This window comes from Sphingomonas sp. SphC10 (assembly GCF_057004845.1).
This window is the reverse complement of record NZ_CM168044.1, coordinates 3639853-3656201: the sequence shown is the minus strand read 5'-3', so window position 1 is coordinate 3656201 and position 16349 is coordinate 3639853. Positions and strand designations below refer to the sequence as shown.

The 16349-nt window shown below is 64.2% G+C and carries 17 protein-coding genes and 1 tRNA gene; 14 read left to right on the top strand and 4 right to left on the bottom strand.

The genetic code is table 11. The features are described from left to right. Nucleotides 1–114: 114 nt before the first annotated feature. Nucleotides 115–1257, bottom strand: coding sequence for a YihY/virulence factor BrkB family protein (locus ACWKSV_RS16990; protein ID WP_076715112.1), 1143 nt, complete (start codon nt 1255–1257; stop codon nt 115–117). Then, the gene (locus ACWKSV_RS16985; protein ID WP_483666822.1) at nt 1254–3158 is read right to left on the bottom strand and encodes an AI-2E family transporter; all 1905 of its coding nucleotides are present in this window, start codon (nt 3156–3158) and stop codon (nt 1254–1256) included. Before ACWKSV_RS16985 ends, ACWKSV_RS16990 begins: the two co-directional genes overlap by 4 nt. A 350-nt stretch (nt 3159–3508) precedes the next feature. Here ACWKSV_RS16985 and ACWKSV_RS16980 point away from each other — a divergent pair, with 350 nt between their 5' ends. Genes ACWKSV_RS16980 through ACWKSV_RS16970 form a run of 3 tightly spaced genes read left to right on the top strand, consistent with a single transcriptional unit; the run spans nt 3509 to nt 6176 of the window. Continuing rightward, nucleotides 3509–4360 carry a CDP-alcohol phosphatidyltransferase family protein gene (locus ACWKSV_RS16980; protein ID WP_083706553.1) on the top strand — a complete coding sequence of 284 codons (852 nt, stop codon included), beginning with the start codon at nt 3509–3511 and terminating at the stop codon, nt 4358–4360. Further along, entirely contained in the window at nt 4360–5457 is a 1098-nt protein-coding gene (locus ACWKSV_RS16975) for an inositol-3-phosphate synthase (protein ID WP_076715106.1), read from the top strand. The genes ACWKSV_RS16980 and ACWKSV_RS16975 overlap by 1 nt, the downstream gene beginning before the upstream one ends. Continuing rightward, nucleotides 5454–6176 (top strand): phosphocholine cytidylyltransferase family protein, encoded by a 723-nt coding sequence (locus ACWKSV_RS16970; RefSeq protein WP_076715104.1) that lies wholly within the window; start codon nt 5454–5456, stop codon nt 6174–6176. The genes ACWKSV_RS16975 and ACWKSV_RS16970 overlap by 4 nt, the downstream gene beginning before the upstream one ends. A gap of 145 nt (nt 6177–6321) precedes the next feature. On the opposite strand, the gene ACWKSV_RS16965 is transcribed toward ACWKSV_RS16970, so the two are convergent. Next, nucleotides 6322–6510 carry an integrase arm-type DNA-binding domain-containing protein gene (locus ACWKSV_RS16965; protein ID WP_076715102.1) on the bottom strand — a complete coding sequence of 63 codons (189 nt, stop codon included), beginning with the start codon at nt 6508–6510 and terminating at the stop codon, nt 6322–6324. Nucleotides 6511–6769: 259 nt separating this feature from the next. After that, nucleotides 6770–6859, bottom strand: a tRNA-Ser gene (locus ACWKSV_RS16960). Nucleotides 6860–6987: 128 nt separating this feature from the next. Here ACWKSV_RS16960 and hspQ point away from each other — a divergent pair. The 11 genes from hspQ to spt all read left to right on the top strand — a co-directional run bounded on the left by hspQ (nt 6988) and on the right by spt (nt 16327). Beyond that, entirely contained in the window at nt 6988–7368 is a 381-nt protein-coding gene (gene hspQ, locus ACWKSV_RS16955; RefSeq protein ID WP_042486005.1) for a heat shock protein HspQ, read from the top strand. 147 nt (nt 7369–7515) lie between these two features. Further along, complete coding sequence (gene rplU, locus ACWKSV_RS16950) at nt 7516–7815, top strand: 50S ribosomal protein L21 (RefSeq protein WP_007405484.1); 300 nt, start codon at nt 7516–7518, stop codon at nt 7813–7815. 43 nt (nt 7816–7858) lie between these two features. Continuing rightward, the gene (gene rpmA, locus ACWKSV_RS16945; RefSeq protein ID WP_042486007.1) at nt 7859–8125 is read left to right on the top strand and encodes a 50S ribosomal protein L27; all 267 of its coding nucleotides are present in this window, start codon (nt 7859–7861) and stop codon (nt 8123–8125) included. A 180-nt stretch (nt 8126–8305) separates the two neighbouring features. Continuing rightward, the gene (locus ACWKSV_RS16940; protein ID WP_083706551.1) at nt 8306–8854 is read left to right on the top strand and encodes a GNAT family N-acetyltransferase; all 549 of its coding nucleotides are present in this window, start codon (nt 8306–8308) and stop codon (nt 8852–8854) included. A 532-nt stretch (nt 8855–9386) separates the two neighbouring features. After that, complete coding sequence (locus ACWKSV_RS16935; protein WP_172839622.1) at nt 9387–9839, top strand: TadE/TadG family type IV pilus assembly protein; 453 nt, start codon at nt 9387–9389, stop codon at nt 9837–9839. Next, entirely contained in the window at nt 9839–11443 is a 1605-nt protein-coding gene (locus ACWKSV_RS16930) for a pilus assembly protein TadG-related protein (protein ID WP_076715094.1), read from the top strand. Before ACWKSV_RS16935 ends, ACWKSV_RS16930 begins: the two co-directional genes overlap by 1 nt. Nucleotides 11444–11504: 61 nt before the next feature. Beyond that, nucleotides 11505–12554: a GTPase ObgE gene (gene obgE / locus ACWKSV_RS16925; RefSeq protein ID WP_076715092.1), complete on the top strand. Its 1050-nt coding sequence runs from the start codon at nt 11505–11507 to the stop codon at nt 12552–12554. A 178-nt stretch (nt 12555–12732) separates the two neighbouring features. Further along, nucleotides 12733–13833: a glutamate 5-kinase gene (gene proB, locus ACWKSV_RS16920; protein WP_191864571.1), complete on the top strand. Its 1101-nt coding sequence runs from the start codon at nt 12733–12735 to the stop codon at nt 13831–13833. Further along, a complete protein-coding gene (locus tag ACWKSV_RS16915; RefSeq protein ID WP_076715089.1) occupies nt 13830–14726 on the top strand; it encodes an NAD-dependent epimerase/dehydratase family protein in 897 nt (298 codons plus the stop codon). The genes proB and ACWKSV_RS16915 overlap by 4 nt, the downstream gene beginning before the upstream one ends. A gap of 70 nt (nt 14727–14796) precedes the next feature. Continuing rightward, the gene (locus tag ACWKSV_RS16910; protein WP_076715087.1) at nt 14797–15042 is read left to right on the top strand and encodes an acyl carrier protein; all 246 of its coding nucleotides are present in this window, start codon (nt 14797–14799) and stop codon (nt 15040–15042) included. Nucleotides 15043–15064: 22 nt separating this feature from the next. Next, nucleotides 15065–16327, top strand: coding sequence for a serine palmitoyltransferase (gene spt, locus ACWKSV_RS16905; protein ID WP_056430241.1), 1263 nt, complete (start codon nt 15065–15067; stop codon nt 16325–16327). The last annotated feature ends 22 nt before the right edge of the window (nt 16328–16349 follow it).

The window sequence follows — 16349 nt, the reverse complement described above, 5'->3', positions numbered from 1 at the left end:
ACCCAACTTTGCGCCGACCTAAAGCACTCACCGGCGCATATCGTCACGCATTGGATCGAATAGGCCGATCGCAGAAAAAGAGATGACGGTATGCGCTACCGTCAACCCCATGATTTAATGACGGCCTGCCACCGTGCGGCCCCCTCGCCGCCATGTTGCAAATGCGGCAACTGCTACGACAGCCAACGCAAGCAATCCGGTCTTGTCTTGCATACCGGACCCCACATGCACCTCCTTCCGGCCCTCCTGGGGGGCAACAGAAATGCTGCCTGGCTTAACCGCTTCAAAGCCTTCGTCCTTTGGCGTCGCGAGGCTCGCGCGATCGGACGACAAGTCGGTACGGTCGTCGTCCGCGAACTGGCCCGCAACAGGCTCGCCCTCGACCTGTCGTTCAAGCTCTGCGTTCAGTTCGGCACCTAACAGAAAGACATAGGCAGTCAGCCAGAGCCATGTGAGCGTTACGATAACGGCGCTTAGCGACCCGTACGTCGCCCCGTAATTACCGAAACGCGATACGTAGAAGCCGAAGGCCGCAGTCCCGGCCAGCCATAGCAGCGTCGCGCCGATCGAGCCTGGGGACAGCCAGACCCAGCGAGGTTGGCGATTGTCGGGACCGTAGCGGAAGAGCACCGCAGACGCCGTGACGACGAGCAACGCGAGCACGAGATACCCCGCGATCCGGATTATCACCAGCATCACTCCCGGCGCGTCAGGGACCAAGCCCCCGAGGAATGCGAGCAGCGTGGTCGTTCCGACCGCGAGGAAAATCATTAGCACGCCGCCCGCGACAATCCCGAGACGGAGCAGGTTAATCCGGACAAAACCGCGAGTTTCTTCCGTATCATAGGCGACGTTTAGGCCCGTTATGATCGCAGACGAACCTTTCGTCGCCCCGTACCAAGCCAAGGCCAACGCGATGATCAAGCCGATGCCCTGCTTGTCCTTCGCACTATCGGACACCGTCAGCAGCTGATCGGTGATGATCGAGGCGGCATCACGCGGCAGTGACGCAAAGACCGCCTCGACATTTTGCCGCACCGTCTCCGCGTCGGCGAACAGCCCGTAGCTCAGGACGACCGCGCCTAGCGTCGGAACAATCGCGGCGAAGACATAGAAGGCGATGCCGGCTGCGATGATACCGATATTGTCCTCGTCCATTTCCTTCCAAGTGCGTTGCGCGATCGCGAGCCATCCGTTCGCCGGCACTTCCAATGGCGACCGCGCGCCCCGGCCAGCGCGCGCTTTCGGCGCGATCATGCTGCCTGCTCCAGATGGCTGCCGGCATGATCAAGACACGCTTCCACCGCCGCGCCGAGGCTGCCGACATACAAATCTGCACCCAAGGTTCGTTGAATCTCTTCATCGGTCAGCGCCGCCTCGCCTTCCGGCCAAAGGCCGACGAGGATTGGGACGTTGCCCGCCCGCGATCGGATCCGACGGACCAGATAGCGGAGATGAGAGGGGGATCCGCCGATCTCGAGGTAGGAGATGCAGACCAAGCGTGCTTGCGAGGCATCGAGCCGGTCAACATTGGCCCGGGATCCTGCTTCGTGCGAAACGCGGTTGACGCCAAAGCCGCGCTTGGCAAGCAATTGCTCGAGCATAGCCGTGACCGCATCGTCGAGGACGCCGCGGCCGGCGATGCACAGGATGCTACCGTCGGCGTGCCATGCTGCCGGCGCACGGGGTAGCATGGGCGGCGCCGTCTCTTGAAACCCCGCATCGCTGTTGGGCAGCGGGGTCAGCAGGCCGCCACCCGCCTTGGGAGGGGCGGCGGTATCGTCCTGCTGCTGGAGTTCGTCGACTAGCACGAGCATCGAATCGACGACCCTCGTGGCGCGATCGCGCGTGATCGCACCACGTTCGACGTCCGCGGCCGCCATTTTCAGAGCCGCCAGTGCGACCTCGTCATAATAGGCCGTAAGCGAGCGGGTCGTGAGCTGGCTCTCCGCCTGCTCCAGCGCCTCGTCGGGGTCCTCTGCGAGCATGCGCTGATAGAAACGCTCTACCGGTGTAAGCGCTGGACGATCGCCGAGCAGCACGTCCAGAAACTCAAGGCTTGGAATGTGTCGGCCCAGCACGACCAGCAACAAGGTGAGCGGCATTGACAGCACGAGACCAACCGGTCCCCAGATCCAGGTCCAGAACACGGCTGCCAACACGACCGACAACGGCGACAGGCCAGTAGAGTGGCCGTAAAGCAGCGGTTCGATGACATAGCCGATCAGTGGTTCGAGCGTCAGGAACAGCGCCGCGACCATGAGCATAGTTGACCAGCCCGGGTCCCCACCGGCCGCCACCGCCAAGGGAAGCGCCGCGCCCAGCAACGCCCCGATATAGGGCACGAAGCGCAATACGCCCGCCAAGATGCCCCACAGCGCCGGTACAGGCAGGCCGATCAGCCACAGGCCGATGCCCACCGTCAGGCCGAAGCTGGCATTCACGGCAAGCTGCGAGAGGAAGTAGCGGCTCAGGCGCGCCCCGGCCTCATCCATGGCCGCTGTTGTACGATGCAGATCAGACGAGCCGAACAATCGGATCAGGCGGTCGCGCAAGTCTTCCTTCTGCATGAGGATGAAGACGGCAACGACGAGCACGATCACGAACGTCTCGAACGGCGCCATCACCGGGCTCAGATAGGCACCGACCTCCTCCAGGACCGGCGTCTGCTCTTCGACGACACGGACGTTCACGGGATGGCTTTTGGTCCCGCGCTGGACATTCGGATCGGCGGCCGCCACCGCCGGGGTGGTCGTCGGGCGCAGGAACGGGAGGCGCTTCGTCAGATACCCGCTAGCGCCATCGATCTTGGTCTGTATCGTCGCGACATAGCTCGGTGCCTTGTCGGCCAGTGACGCGGCCTGGGTACCGACCAATGTGCCGATCCCGCCCAGCGCCCCAAAGGCACTCAGCACAGCCACGAAAATCGCGAAACCCTTCGGCACCCGCAAACGACGCAGCAACAGGACGATCGGCGACAGAACGAAAGACAACAGGATCGCCAGGGTGATGGGAACCAGGACGCCTTTCGCAAGGAATAGCCCAGCGACCACCACCACGGCGACCGCGAGGCCGAACAATCCGTCCCTGCTGGGTACCTTTGCCGCGGCGACGCCGCTTGCCTCTACCGCCTTCCCCGTCCCGATTCCCATTTGCATTCCCTTCGGAATGGGCAAACTCACGCTGGCATGGTTCGGTCCGCGAGATCGTCAATCGGGCCTAGGAAAACGACATCTTTATGTCCGCGCCTGACACGGCGTGAAGACCCGATTGCGGTCGTTCAGAGGTCCCCAACCGCCCCCGGCAAGCGGACTTTCATCAATCGCAGACCAGCCGCCGCTTGTTCAGCTAGGGACGGCATGACGGCGCCATCCATCGCGCCCGCCCTTGTACCGCAGAGCTGACCGCCAACCCCAGCCTGCCCCAACGACCGGCCTGATCGGACGCGTGACGGGCTCGTTGCAAATCGCTTGCAAGTCAGGCACCTAAGCTCATACATTACGATTTAATGACATTTACCATCCCTGACACGTCACGGGACCGTCGGATAGAAGATCCGACAAATCTCTGGGTTATTCATCCAGCGGCACAATTTCTTGTGCCCTGGTTCATCAAGCGTGGAATCTCCGCCAACGCCGTTTCTCTGGCCGGGCTGGCTTTGGGCACATCGGCCGCGCTGGCCTACAGCCAGTGGGAAATATGGCCTTTTGCCGTTGTCGGCCTGCTGCTGTCCGTCTGCTGGCTTGTCGCCGACGGGATGGATGGGATGATCGCGCGGGCCACAGGCACAGCCAGTCCGCTCGGACGCGCGCTGGATGGGTTGTGCGACCATGGCGTTTTCGTCCTGATCTATGTCTCGCTGGCCTTCTCCATCGGCACGTTGGAAGCTTGGGCCTTGGCGGTCGCCGCAGGCATCGCACATATGGTCCAATCCAATATGTACGAGAGCGAGCGAGCCCGCTTTCACCGGCGCCGGGATGCGGTGGCAAAGATCGTCAGCCCTACACCGAGCCGCAATCCGCTCGTCCAACTTTATGATCATTGCTGGGGATTATTGGATCGCGTGGCGGCGCGGTTCGACCACGCGCTGGGGCAGCACCAAGCTCCCTCTGAGCTCGCGGCGACCTATGCCACCCTGGCCGTCAGGCCCATGCGGCTGATGAGTCTGCTGTCCGCCAATGTGCGGGTCTATGCCATTTTCCTTGCCTGTCTTTTTGGTAATCCACGCCTGTTCTGGTGGTTTGAGCTTATCCCACTGAACATCATCCTCATCCTTGGACTTTTCCAGCATCGCACCGTCGAAAATCACCTCACAGTGCCGGAAAATTATTTCCCAGATATAGAAGGAAGCAAAAGGTAATGCCGGCCATTAATATTGCCATTGTCGGGGTAGGCAACTGCGCCAGCTCTCTCGTGCAGGGGCTTTCCTATTACCGCGAGGGTGCAAACGAAACGGTCGGTCTCATGCATTGGGACTTGGGCGGGTATAAGCCGACCGATATCCAAGTCGTTGCAGCTTGGGATATTGACCAACGAAAAGTCGGCAAGGACGTAGCAGAGGCAATCTTCGCCAAGCCCAATTGCACCACCGTCTTTTGCGAAACCGTGCCTCCCACAGGGACCAAGGTGCAGATGGGGCATGTTCTGGACGGCGTCGCCGAACATATGTCGGATTATGACGATCATCGGACATTCCTGCTCGCGCAGGAAAAGGAGGCGTCCAAAGCGGAAGTGGTCGCGGCCCTGCGTGAGACCAAGACCGATGTGCTGATGAACTATCTGCCGGTGGGTTCGCAGGCCGCCAGTGAGTTCTACGCCGAATGCGCGCTCGAGGCGGGTGTGGCGTTTGTGAACAACATTCCCGTATTCATCGCCAGTGACCCCATATGGGCGGACCGCTTCACCAAGGCTGGTGTCCCGATTATCGGCGACGACATCAAGGCGCAGCTCGGCGCCACCATCGTTCACCGCGTGCTGACCGATCTATTCGCCAAGCGCGGCGTCAAGCTGGAGCGGACCTACCAGCTTAATACCGGCGGCAACACCGACTTCCTCAACATGTCCAATCATCGCCGCCTTGCCTCGAAGAAAATCTCGAAGACCGAGGCGGTGCAGTCGGTCGCTGCGGAGCGGCTGGACGACGACAATGTTCATATCGGCCCGTCCGACTATGTGCCTTGGCAAAATGACAACAAGATCTGCTTCCTGCGGATGGAAGGCACGATGTTCGGCGGTGTGCCGATGAACCTGGAGTTGCGCCTGTCCGTCGAGGACAGCCCGAACAGTGCGGGCGTCGCCATCGATATGATCCGGTGCGCCAAGCTGGCAAAGGATCGCGGTTTGGCGGGGCCGATCGACGCGGCCTCGGCCTATTTCTGCAAGCATCCGCGTATCCAGATGACCGATGACCTTGCGGCGCAGGCGGTCGACGAATTCATTGCCGTAGCGGCGGAATGATCGAAACCGGTATTGTTCTCGCGGCAGGCGAAGGCTCCCGCCTTCGCGCTGTCGCCCCACTCAAGCCGCTCTGCCGCGTGGGCGGGCGGACACTGCTTGCCCATGCCGTATTTGGCATGGCGCAGGCGGGGCTGGCCAGAACGGTCGTGGTCGTCGGCTATGAAGCAGAGACGATCGAAGCCTATGTCGCGGCGGAAGACTGGCCGATCAAAGTCGAAACAGTACGGGTAAAAGATCATCGCCATCCCAACGGCTCGTCGTTGCTCGCAGCGGAGCCTCTGCTGCACGGTGAGGAGGCGATCCTTGCGATGTGCGACCATCTGGTCGAACCGGAATTCTATCGGCGAATGATCCACGCCGATACGGGGGGTGGTGCGTCGCTCGGAATCGACCGTCGAATCGATCACGATTGGATCGATCTGGACGATGTGACATGCGCTCAGACGGATGGCGACCGCTTGACCGGCATTGGCAAGGGCCTCGCGGTATATGATTGCTTCGATACGGGTGTCTTCGCTGTCGGCAAGGGCCTGTTCGACGCACTCCGCGGACTGGAAAAACCCTCTCTGACCGAAGGAATGCGGTGCCTGGCATCCGACCAGGCTGCTGGCATCCGTGATTGCAGCGATCTTGGATGGATCGATGTGGACGACGAACGGGCATGGCGCATCGCGGAAACATGGCTCACCACAAATCGTAGCAGCACAGGCGACGCCTAAAATCAGCGCGAATAGCGCTAAGCCGCCCGCCGCATCCGGGATGTGACGAAAGGACAAAGGAAGCGCGAGCACAGGGCATTCGGATAGCCCGCCCCAAGCACCAAAGCTGAAATTGTCTATCCAACCGCAAAGGTGGTGGCTCTTGTCATGCAGCGGTCAGGGGGCGTTTTCGGAGCGTCGGAATGACCTGTCGCCCCCGCTTCCGCTCTACGACGGGGTCGATGCCTTGCGCGATCTTCTCCTGGATCAGGAGCGCTGCCTCTCGGGCATCAGCAAGCGAAACGGCTTGCAACGAGCCCAAGCCGATATCCCTGCGCCGGCTTTCAGATTGCACTCGAAGCAGCCAGCGGCCCTACTCCTGGCCGTTCCGTTCAGAAAACAGGCCTTCGCCATCGGAATATCGCCCCGGTTCGCTCAGTGCCCGGACCTTGGTTGCGGTGAGCCTCCCCATCGCACCACACTCCACATTACCCCACACATTTCGCGGGATGGTGTCGGATCACGTGGAGTTCAGCGGAACGAAAAGCCGGTGATTTCTCGGCTTTGCATAGAAAATTTGAGAGAATTTTTGCGAGCCCCGTAAGGGGCGTCAATGGCGGAGAGGGAGGGATTCGAACCCTCGGTACCGTTGCCGGTACGCCGCATTTCGAGTGCGGTGCATTCGACCACTCTGCCACCTCTCCGCGAGGACGATCCGGGCAGTGGGAAACCGCCGGGGCTGATCGATTGGAGGCGCGCTGTTAGATCAGCTTTTTGCGCATTGCAAGCGCCTAAACTTGTGCGGCGCGACAAAGACATTAAATCATGGGGCATGGACCTGACCGACACCCTCCCCCTCACCTCGCGCCTGGACGTGGAGGCTCCGATGATCGCAACCGCGCGGTTCGCGATCGGGGATGTCGTGCGGCATCGCATGTTCGATATTCGCGGCGTCATCTTCGACGTCGACCCCGTCTTCGCCAATAGCGACGAATGGTATGACGCGATCCCCGAACAGATTCGTCCGGCCAAGGACCAGCCCTTCTATCACCTGCTCGCCGAGAATGCCGAATCGAGCTATGTCGCCTATGTCAGCCAGCAGAACCTGCTGCACGACGACAGCGACGAACCGATCGAGCACCCTGCCATTGCGGGCCTGTTCACGGGCTATGCCGATGGCCGCTATCTGCTGAAGCGCGAACACCGGCACTAAGGCCTTTCGGGCGTGCTGGCGGGGCCGGTTTGTGGCCCGAAAATGCGAATCCCCGGTTGACAATCCGGCCACCTTTGCCTAGCTGGCCGTTCTTTCCCGACGGGCATTCCCGCGCGGGAGCCATGTATTTGGGAAGTGATAACAGCCATGTTCGCAGTCGTGCGCACGGGCGGCAAGCAGTATCGCGTCGCCGCCGGAGATAAGATCGTCGTCGAAAAGATCGAGGGCGAAGCCGGCGCGTCGGTAACGCTTGGTGACGTTCTGCTGGCGGGCGAAGGCTCGGAGCTGAAGGCCGTCGACGGCATCACCGTTGCCGCCGAGATCATCGCTCAGGCGAAGGCCGACAAGGTCATCGTCTTCAAGAAGCGCCGTCGCCACAACTATCGTCGTCGCAACGGCCATCGTCAGCAGCACACGATCCTGAAGATCGTGTCGGTCGGCGCCTGAATTTCAGCCGCGCCACCCCAACGAAATCCAGGAGTAGTTCGCAATGGCACATAAGAAAGCAGGCGGTTCGTCGCGTAACGGTCGTGATTCGGCCGGCCGTCGCCTTGGCGTGAAGAAGTTCGGTGGCCAGGAAGCCATCGCCGGCAACATCCTCGTGCGTCAGCGCGGAACGAAGTTCTATCCGGGTCGCAACGTGGGCATGGGCAAGGACCATACCCTGTTCGCGCTCGTCGATGGCCGCGTCGCGTTCCACGAAGGCAAGCTCGGCCGTAAATTCTGCTCGGTCGAACTGGCCGCAGCGGCCGAATAATCGGGCAACCGCGCCGGGTTGCCCACCAGGGTGACCCGGGTTCCGCGCAGGAACCAGCAAAAAAGGGAGACGGGTCACCCCGGCTCCCTTTTTTCATGCTCCCTCCACCGTTTGGGCCAATGTCGCCGTCCCGTCATGGGCGTGTGGCAAGCGCCCGACGCGACGAGGAGTTGTCGAGTGATGTTCGCGCGGACCCCAAGATTGTTGTTACGGCCAGCCTGGCCGGAAGATGCCGCCGCCCTGACCCAGGCCATCGGCCATGAAGCCGTCGCCCGCATGGCGGCGCGCGTTCCCTATCCCTATACCATCGGCGATGCCGAACAGTGGCTGGCCCGGCCCTGCGGCCCGACCGAACCGCAGTTCCTGATCACCGCGCTCGATCGTGGCGGCGCGCCCGAATTGATCGGCGGGATCGCGATCATCGCGGGCGATACCGGCCATGAACTCGGCTATTGGCTGACACCGGCGGCCTGGGGTCGCGGCTATGCGACCGAGGCAGGTCATGCGGTCATCGCCATGGCCCGCCATGCCCTGCCCATCGCGCGACTCGGGGCGTGGCACTTCGCCGACAATCCTGCCTCGGGCCGGGTACTGACAAAGCTCGGCTTCCGTCCCACCGGACACCGCATGGCCCGCGCCTCGGCCGGGCGCGACATGCTGTCGCCCAGTCTCCATTATGCGCTGGACCTGGAAGACGAGCGAAATCCCGCGATGCCGCTCGCAGCCTGAATGACGCGTTGCCCGAATCCCCGCTCCTGAAGGGAGGGATTCGGGCAGAGCCGGTATGACCAAGTCGCTGTCCGCCAGCGCGGCGTCGCCATGAGATGGCGTCATATGATTTGCGGCTGGCCGGACATGTCCGGCCAGGCCGCTCGAACCATGCCGCCAGCCTGCTTTACACGGTCCAAGGATCGGCGTCCGGGATGTGGAGATGACAGCCACGCTTGGGCGAGGCGCACAGCGAACAATCATGCTCGACAACTCCCGACATTCGGGAGCCATTGATCCAAATTAATTTCAGGTCGATCACAGCATTGCGGTCGAAAGCCGCGATTCGCGGCCTCTTGATTTCGTTACGCCAGCGTCATGCCCATATCGGTCATGACCAAATAATGGAACCACCTCTACCAAGCCAATATGGCCACTGATCCACATTATAACATCGAAATTGATAGCCGATACAGCATGGTAATAGACCGATAAGGATTCAGTACTCTACTTGTGTGGAACTTCAATTCTACCGCAGGAAGGGGAACCTTCGGTGTTTTGTTCTATCGCCCGATCCGTGCCGCACCGTTGCCGCGTCGTTCGGCCCCAAGTCCTGCGTGACCGGCGGGGCGCGGCGCTGATCGAGTTTGCGCTGGTCCTGCCGATCCTGCTCACGATGCTGATGGGGATCGTCAGCTTTGGCGAATATTTCCTGACCGCGCATCTGGTTCAGCAGGCCGCGAACGACGCCGCCCGCGCCGCATTGGCGGGCATGAGCGCCACCGAGCGCAAGGGCATCGCCGTCGACACCGCCAAGCGGATGATCGATTCGACCGGCATTCTGCGCAGCAGCCGGGGGCAAGTGGACGCGGTCGAGGTCGATAACATAATGACCGTGTCGATCCGCTACGACGCCACGTCCGATCCGCTGCTCAACCTGCCCTTCGTCCCCACCCCGGGCCGCACGATGACCGCCAAGGGTATCGCGATGATCGGCGGGCTGTGATGCGTAGGCTGTGGGGCGATCGGCGCGGCGCGGTGAGCATCCTGACCGCGATCATGACCATGGCGCTGATCGGCTTTTCCGCATTGGGGGTCGATATCGGCATGCTGACCCTGTCGCAGCGCCGCTTGCAGGGCATCGCCGACGAGGCTGCTTTGGCGGCGGCCTCGTCCAGCCCCGATCGGCGCGAGGAAGCGATTCGCCGTCTGCTCGCCGCCAATGGGTTGAGCGACGTGACCAGCACCATCACGCCGGGTCGCTACCGCGCGGATGCCGCGATCGTGCCACAGGACCGATTCGTGCCGGGCGCCGATGCCGGAGCGTTGCGTGTCGCGCTCAGCCGCCCCGTCCCCTTGTTCTTCGGGCGAGTACTCACCGGGCGCAACACCGCGCCCGTCTCCGCCAGGGCGGTGGCGCGGCGAATCGACATGGCCGCCTTTTCGCTCGGCACCCGATTGGTCAACGTGTCGGGCGGATTGCCCGGTGCGCTGCTCAACGGACTGGCGGGCAGCGACCTGTCGCTGTCGATAGGCGATTATCAGGCGCTGGTGAGCGCACAGCTCGACCTGCTACCCATGATTCAGGGGCTGGGCACGAAGATCGGCCTGACCGGGGCAAGTTTCGACACGATCCTGGCCGCCGACGTCACGCTGCCGCAGTTGCTGGGGGCCATGGCCGATGCGACCGACAAGCCGGATGCAGCGGGCATATTGCGGCGGATAGCGCTGCGCGTACCGGGATCGAAGGTCCCGCTGACCCGGCTGATCGATCTGGGGCCGCTGGAGAATACGGCCAGGGTGCCGGCGCGCGATCTGATCGAGGTCGACGCCTATGCGATGCTGCGCGAATCGCTGTCGGTCGCCAACGGGCAGCGACAGGTCGCGCTGAACCTGGGCGGTTCGATCAAGGGACTGCTGTCGACCAGGATTCTGGTGGCGATCGGCGAGCGCCCGGCCAGTACGCCATGGCTGGCGGTGGCGCAGGACGGCTCGACCATCATGCGGACCGCGCAGCAACGATTCCTGATCGACAGCGAGATCGGCGTTCCCCTGCTCGCCAATATCCGCCTGCCGATCTTCGTCGAAACCGCCGCGGCCCAGGCCCGGTTGAACAGTGTCTCCTGCGCTGGTCCCGTGCAGACGGTGACGATCGACGCCCTGCCCTCCCCCGGCACGCTGGCCATCGCCCAGGTCGACCAGAACCGCTTCGACGATATGAGCCGTTCGCCCATCACCGGCCAGACCGTGCTGCTCCAGCTGCTGCTGGCGCGGGTCTGGGGCTATGCCAAGCTCGATCTGGCGAGCGACAGCGCATGGCAACAGGTTCGTTTCGATCAGGACGACATCAGCCAGCGGACGACCAGGACGGTCACCGCCAATTCGGCGGTACGCGGGATCGCCGCGTCGCTGATCCAGCAGGTGACGTTGCGGTTGGAGGGGTTCGACCTGTCGGGGCTGACCGGGATCGTCGGAGCGGCGCTGACGCCGGTCGCCCCGATACTCGATGCGCTGATCGGCGATCTGACCGAGTTGCTGGGCCTGCATGTCGGCCAGGCGGATGTGACGGTCAACGGCGTGCGATGCGGCGCGGCCACGCTGGTCGCCTGATCGTCCCCGTCATAAACGGCCGGGCTGGTCAGTCGGCGCGGTCAGCGGTAAAGGCGGCGCCATGCATTTTCTCGATCAGGCCAAGATTTTCGTCCGTTCCGGCGCGGGCGGCCCCGGCGCCGTATCCTTCCGCCGTGAAAAGTTCATCGAATATGGCGGTCCCGACGGCGGCAACGGCGGCAAGGGCGGCGACATCGTCTTCGAGGCGGTCGCGGGCCTGAACACCCTGATCGACTTCCGCTACACCCAGCATTTCCGGGCGCCGCGCGGGCATGGCGGATCGGGCTCGAACCGCACCGGCGGCGGTGGCGAGGACCTGGTCATCAAGGTTCCGGTCGGCACCCAGGTCCTGTCCGAGGACAAGGAAGAGGTGCTGCTCGACTTCACCAAGGTCGGCCAGCGCGAGGTGTTCCTGCGCGGCGGCGACGGCGGGCGCGGCAACGCCACCTACAAGACCTCGACCAACCGCGCGCCGCGCCAGCATGGCACCGGCTGGCCCAGCGAAGAGGCATGGGTCTGGCTGCGCCTGAAGCTGCTCGCCGATGCCGGGCTCGTCGGCCTGCCGAATGCGGGCAAGTCGACCTTCATCAACGCCGTGACCAACGCGCAGGCCAAGGTCGGCGCCTATGCCTTCACCACCACCCGGCCGCAGCTGGGCGTGGTGCGGCATCGCGAGCGCGAGTTCGTGGTCGCCGACATTCCCGGCCTGATCGAGGGTGCGGCGGACGGGGCCGGGATCGGCGACCGCTTCCTGGGGCATATCGAGCGGTGCCGCGTGCTGCTGCATCTGGTCGACGCCAATGACGCGGACGTGGCCGAAAGTTACCGCATCGTCCGCGACGAGTTGGAGGCTTATGGCGCGGGCCTGATCGACAAGCCGCATATCATCGCCTTGAACAAGATCGACACGCTCGACGACGAACTGATCGAGGCGCTGTCGGCCGAACTGGCCGAGGCGAGCGGCGCGGACGTGATCCCGCTGTCGGGCGCGGCGGGCATCGGTGTCGACTGGGTGCTCGACAAGCTGCTGGAGCAGATGGGTCCGGGGGCGGATGCGGTGCCGGAGAACGACCAGGGCGAGGACGAGATCACGTGGTCGCCGCTGGGCTGATGCGTCGGGTGGTGGGCTCGGTGAGACACCCTGCCCTCCCCCATCCCCTCCCGCCTGCGGGAGGGGAGCGATACTTGGCGAGCTATTCACGCTTTCTTCTCCCCTCCCGTAAACGGGAGGGGCCGGGGGAGGGAAAAGAGCCTCGCAGAGACCGACAATCGTGGCACTCCACTCCACAATGATCTTCCCCCCCACGACCTGCCAGCGGCTGATCGTCAAGGTCGGCTCGGCCCTCCTCGTCACGCCCGAGGGCGAAGTCCGTCGCGACTGGCTGACCGGACTCGTCGCCGACATCGCCGCACGGGTACGCGCCGGGCAGCAGATCGCGATCGTCTCTTCCGGTGCGATCGCACTGGGCGCGCGTCGGCTGGGCCTGCCCAAGGGCGGCCGGGCGAGCCTGGAGGATGCGCAGGCCGCCGCCGCGACCGGCCAGATCGCGCTCAGCCAGGCCTGGGCGGAACTGCTGCACGCGGAAAACCTGACCGCCGCGCAGATGCTGGTGACGCTCGACGATCTCGAGGATCGCCGCCGTTATCTGAACGCCGCCGCGACGTTGAACCGGCTGCTGGGTCTGGGCGTGGTGCCGGTCATCAACGAGAATGACAGCGTCGCCACCGAGGAAATCCGCTTCGGCGACAATGACCGGCTCGCCGCGCGGGTCGGACAGGCGGCGGGCGCGAACGGCGTGCTGCTGCTCTCCGACGTGGACGGGCTGTACGACTCGAACCCGCACACCAACCCGGATGCGCGCCATATCGAGCGGGTCGAGCGCATCGATGCGGTCAGCGGCATGGCCGATGGCGGCTCCGCCTCGGGCATGGGATCGGGCGGCATGGTGTCGAAGATCGCCGCCGCGCGGATCGCGGTCAGCGCAGGGGCGCATCTCGCCATCGCATCGGGTCGGATCGACCATCCGCTGTCGACGCCTGCGCGCCACACCATCTTCGTCGCCGAGAAGAGCGCCCCTGCCCGCAAGGCGTGGCTGGCGGGCGGGCTGACCGCGCGCGGCGCGATCACGGTCGATGCGGGCGCGGCCAGGGCGCTGGCCGAGGGCAACAGCCTGCTCGCGGCGGGCGCCACGGCCGTGCAGGGCCATTTCGCGCGCGGCGACCTCGTCACCATCGAGGGGCCGAACGGCACCATCGCACGGGGGCTCAGCGAATATGACTCGACCGAGGCGCGCGCGCTGGTCGGCACCCGCTCTGACCAGCAGGCCGAGATACTGGGTCACGCCCCGCGCGCCGCGCTGATCCATCGCAACCATCTGGCCCTGCTATGATCGTCGCGGTGACGGGAGCGACCGGCTTCGTCGGTCGCGCGGTGGTGGACCGTGCCGCCGGGTCCGGCCTGACCCTGCGCGCGCTGACCCGCCGGGCGCAGCCGTCGCGCGCCGGGATCACCTGGATCGCGGGGGCGCTCGACAAGCCCGACAGCCTCGCTACGCTGGTCGAGGGGGCCGACGCCGTGCTGCACATCGCGGGCGTGGTGAACGCGCCCGACCGCGAAGGCTTTGTCGCGGGCAATATCGACGGCACGCGCGCGATGGTCGAGGCGGCGAAAGCAGCCGGGATCCAGCGCTTCGTCCATGTTTCCTCGCTGTCGGCGCGGGAGCCCGACCTGTCCGTCTATGGCTGGTCCAAGCGACAGGCCGAGGATGTGGTGACGGGGAGCGGCCTCGACTGGACGATCGTCCGGCCGAGCGGCATTTATGGCCCGCACGATACCGAGTGGCTGGACGTGTTCCGCACCGCCAGGCTCGGCCTCGCCTTCATGCCGCCGCCGGGCAAGCTGTCATTGATCGCGGTCGAGGATTTCGCCCGACTGCTGACCACGCTGGTCGCCACCAACGGCCCCCGCGCGTTGCTGGAGGTCGATGACGGCCAGGTCCTGACCCATGCCGAACTCGCCCAGGCGATGGGTGCGGCGGTAGGGCGGAGGGTGATGACGCTGCACCTGCCCAAGGGGCTGCTGAGCCTGGGCGCCAAGATCGACCGCAAGCTGCGCGGGCCTGGCGCCAAGCTGACCGCCGACCGGGTCGGCTATCTCTGCCACCCCGACTGGACCGCCGACCCCGCCCTGCGCCCCGACCCGGCGCTGTGGGAACCCGCCATACCGCTGGCCAAGGGGCTGGCGGATACGGCACGGTGGTATCGTGCCAACGGCTTGCTATAGCGAACACCATCACGCGGTCGAAAAGCCGCCGCATTTGGGTGCCACTGGGCGCCCGACTGAAAGGATCATCATGAGCGACCGCCAAGCCATTTTCGACACCGTCGCGGCCCAGATCGCGCCCTTCAACAAAAAGGGCGTCGCGCTGACCGAGGCGACGACCTTCCAGGGCGACCTGGAGTGGGACAGCCTGACCGTGATGGATTTCGTCGCCGCGATCGAGGACGAGTTCGACATCATCATCTCGATGAACATGCAGGCCGAGATCGAGAATGTCGGCCAGCTGGTCGACGCGGTCGAAAAGCTGAAGCAAGCCTGATCGCCTTCAAACGGACACCGACATGACCGAAGCCGCTGCCCAGCCCCACGCCCTGCCCGCCGAAGCGCCCGAAATCGCGCCCGAGCGTGACCTGCTCTCCAAGTTCGACGGTCTGATCGCCGAGCGGCAGAAGCTGCTCGACTCAGGGGTCACCGATCCCTTCGCGATCGTGATGGAACAGGTGAAGTCGCCGACCGAGGCGGTGATCCGCGGCAAGGACACGATCCTGCTCGGCACCTATAATTATATGGGCATGACCTTCGACGCCGACGTCATCGCGGCGGGCAAGGACGCGCTGGAGAAGTTCGGCTCGGGCACGAACGGCAGCCGGATGCTCAACGGCACCTTCCACGACCATATGGACGTCGAACAGGCGCTGCGCGAGTTCTATGGCACGACCGGCGCGATCGTCTTCTCGACCGGCTATATGGCGAACCTGGGCATCATCTCGACGCTGGCAGGTAAGGGTGAATATGTCATCCTCGACGCCGACAGCCATGCGTCCATCTATGACGGCTGCCAGCAGGGCAATGCCGAGATCGTTCGCTTCCGCCACAATTCGGTCGAGGATCTCGACAAGCGGCTCGGCCGCCTGCCCAAGGAACCGGCCAAGCTGGTCGTGCTGGAGGGCGTCTATTCGATGCTGGGCGATATCGCCCCGCTGAAGGAGATGGTCGCCGTCGCCAAGAAGCATGGCGCGATGGTGCTGGTCGACGAGGCGCACTCGATGGGCTTTTTCGGCCCCAACGGGCGCGGCGTGTACGAAGCGCAGGGGCTGGAAGGCCAGGTCGATTTCGTCGTCGGCACCTTCTCCAAGTCGGTCGGCACGGTCGGCGGCTTCGTCGTGTCCAACCATCCGAAGTTCGAGGCGGTTCGCCTGGCCTGCCGTCCGTACATCTTCACGGCCTCGCTGCCCCCCTCGGTCGTCGCAACCGCCGCGACCTCGATCCGCAAGCTGATGACCGCGCACGAAAAGCGCGAGCGGCTATGGTCGAATGCGCGCGCGCTGCATGGCGGGCTGAAGGCGATGGGCTTCAAGCTGGGCACCGAGAATTGCGACAGCGCGATCGTCGCCGTCATCCTGGAGGATCAGGAACAGGCGGTCATCATGTGGCAGGCGCTGCTCGACGGCGGGTTGTATGTGAACATGGCGCGTCCGCCCGCGACCCCGGCAGGCACCTATCTGCTGCGCTGCTCGATCTGCGCCGAGCATATGCCGGAACAGATCCAGACCGTGCTGGGCATGTTCCGCGCCGCCGGTCAGGCGGTCGGCGTCATCGCCTGACCCCATGGTCGGGCCGAATGCA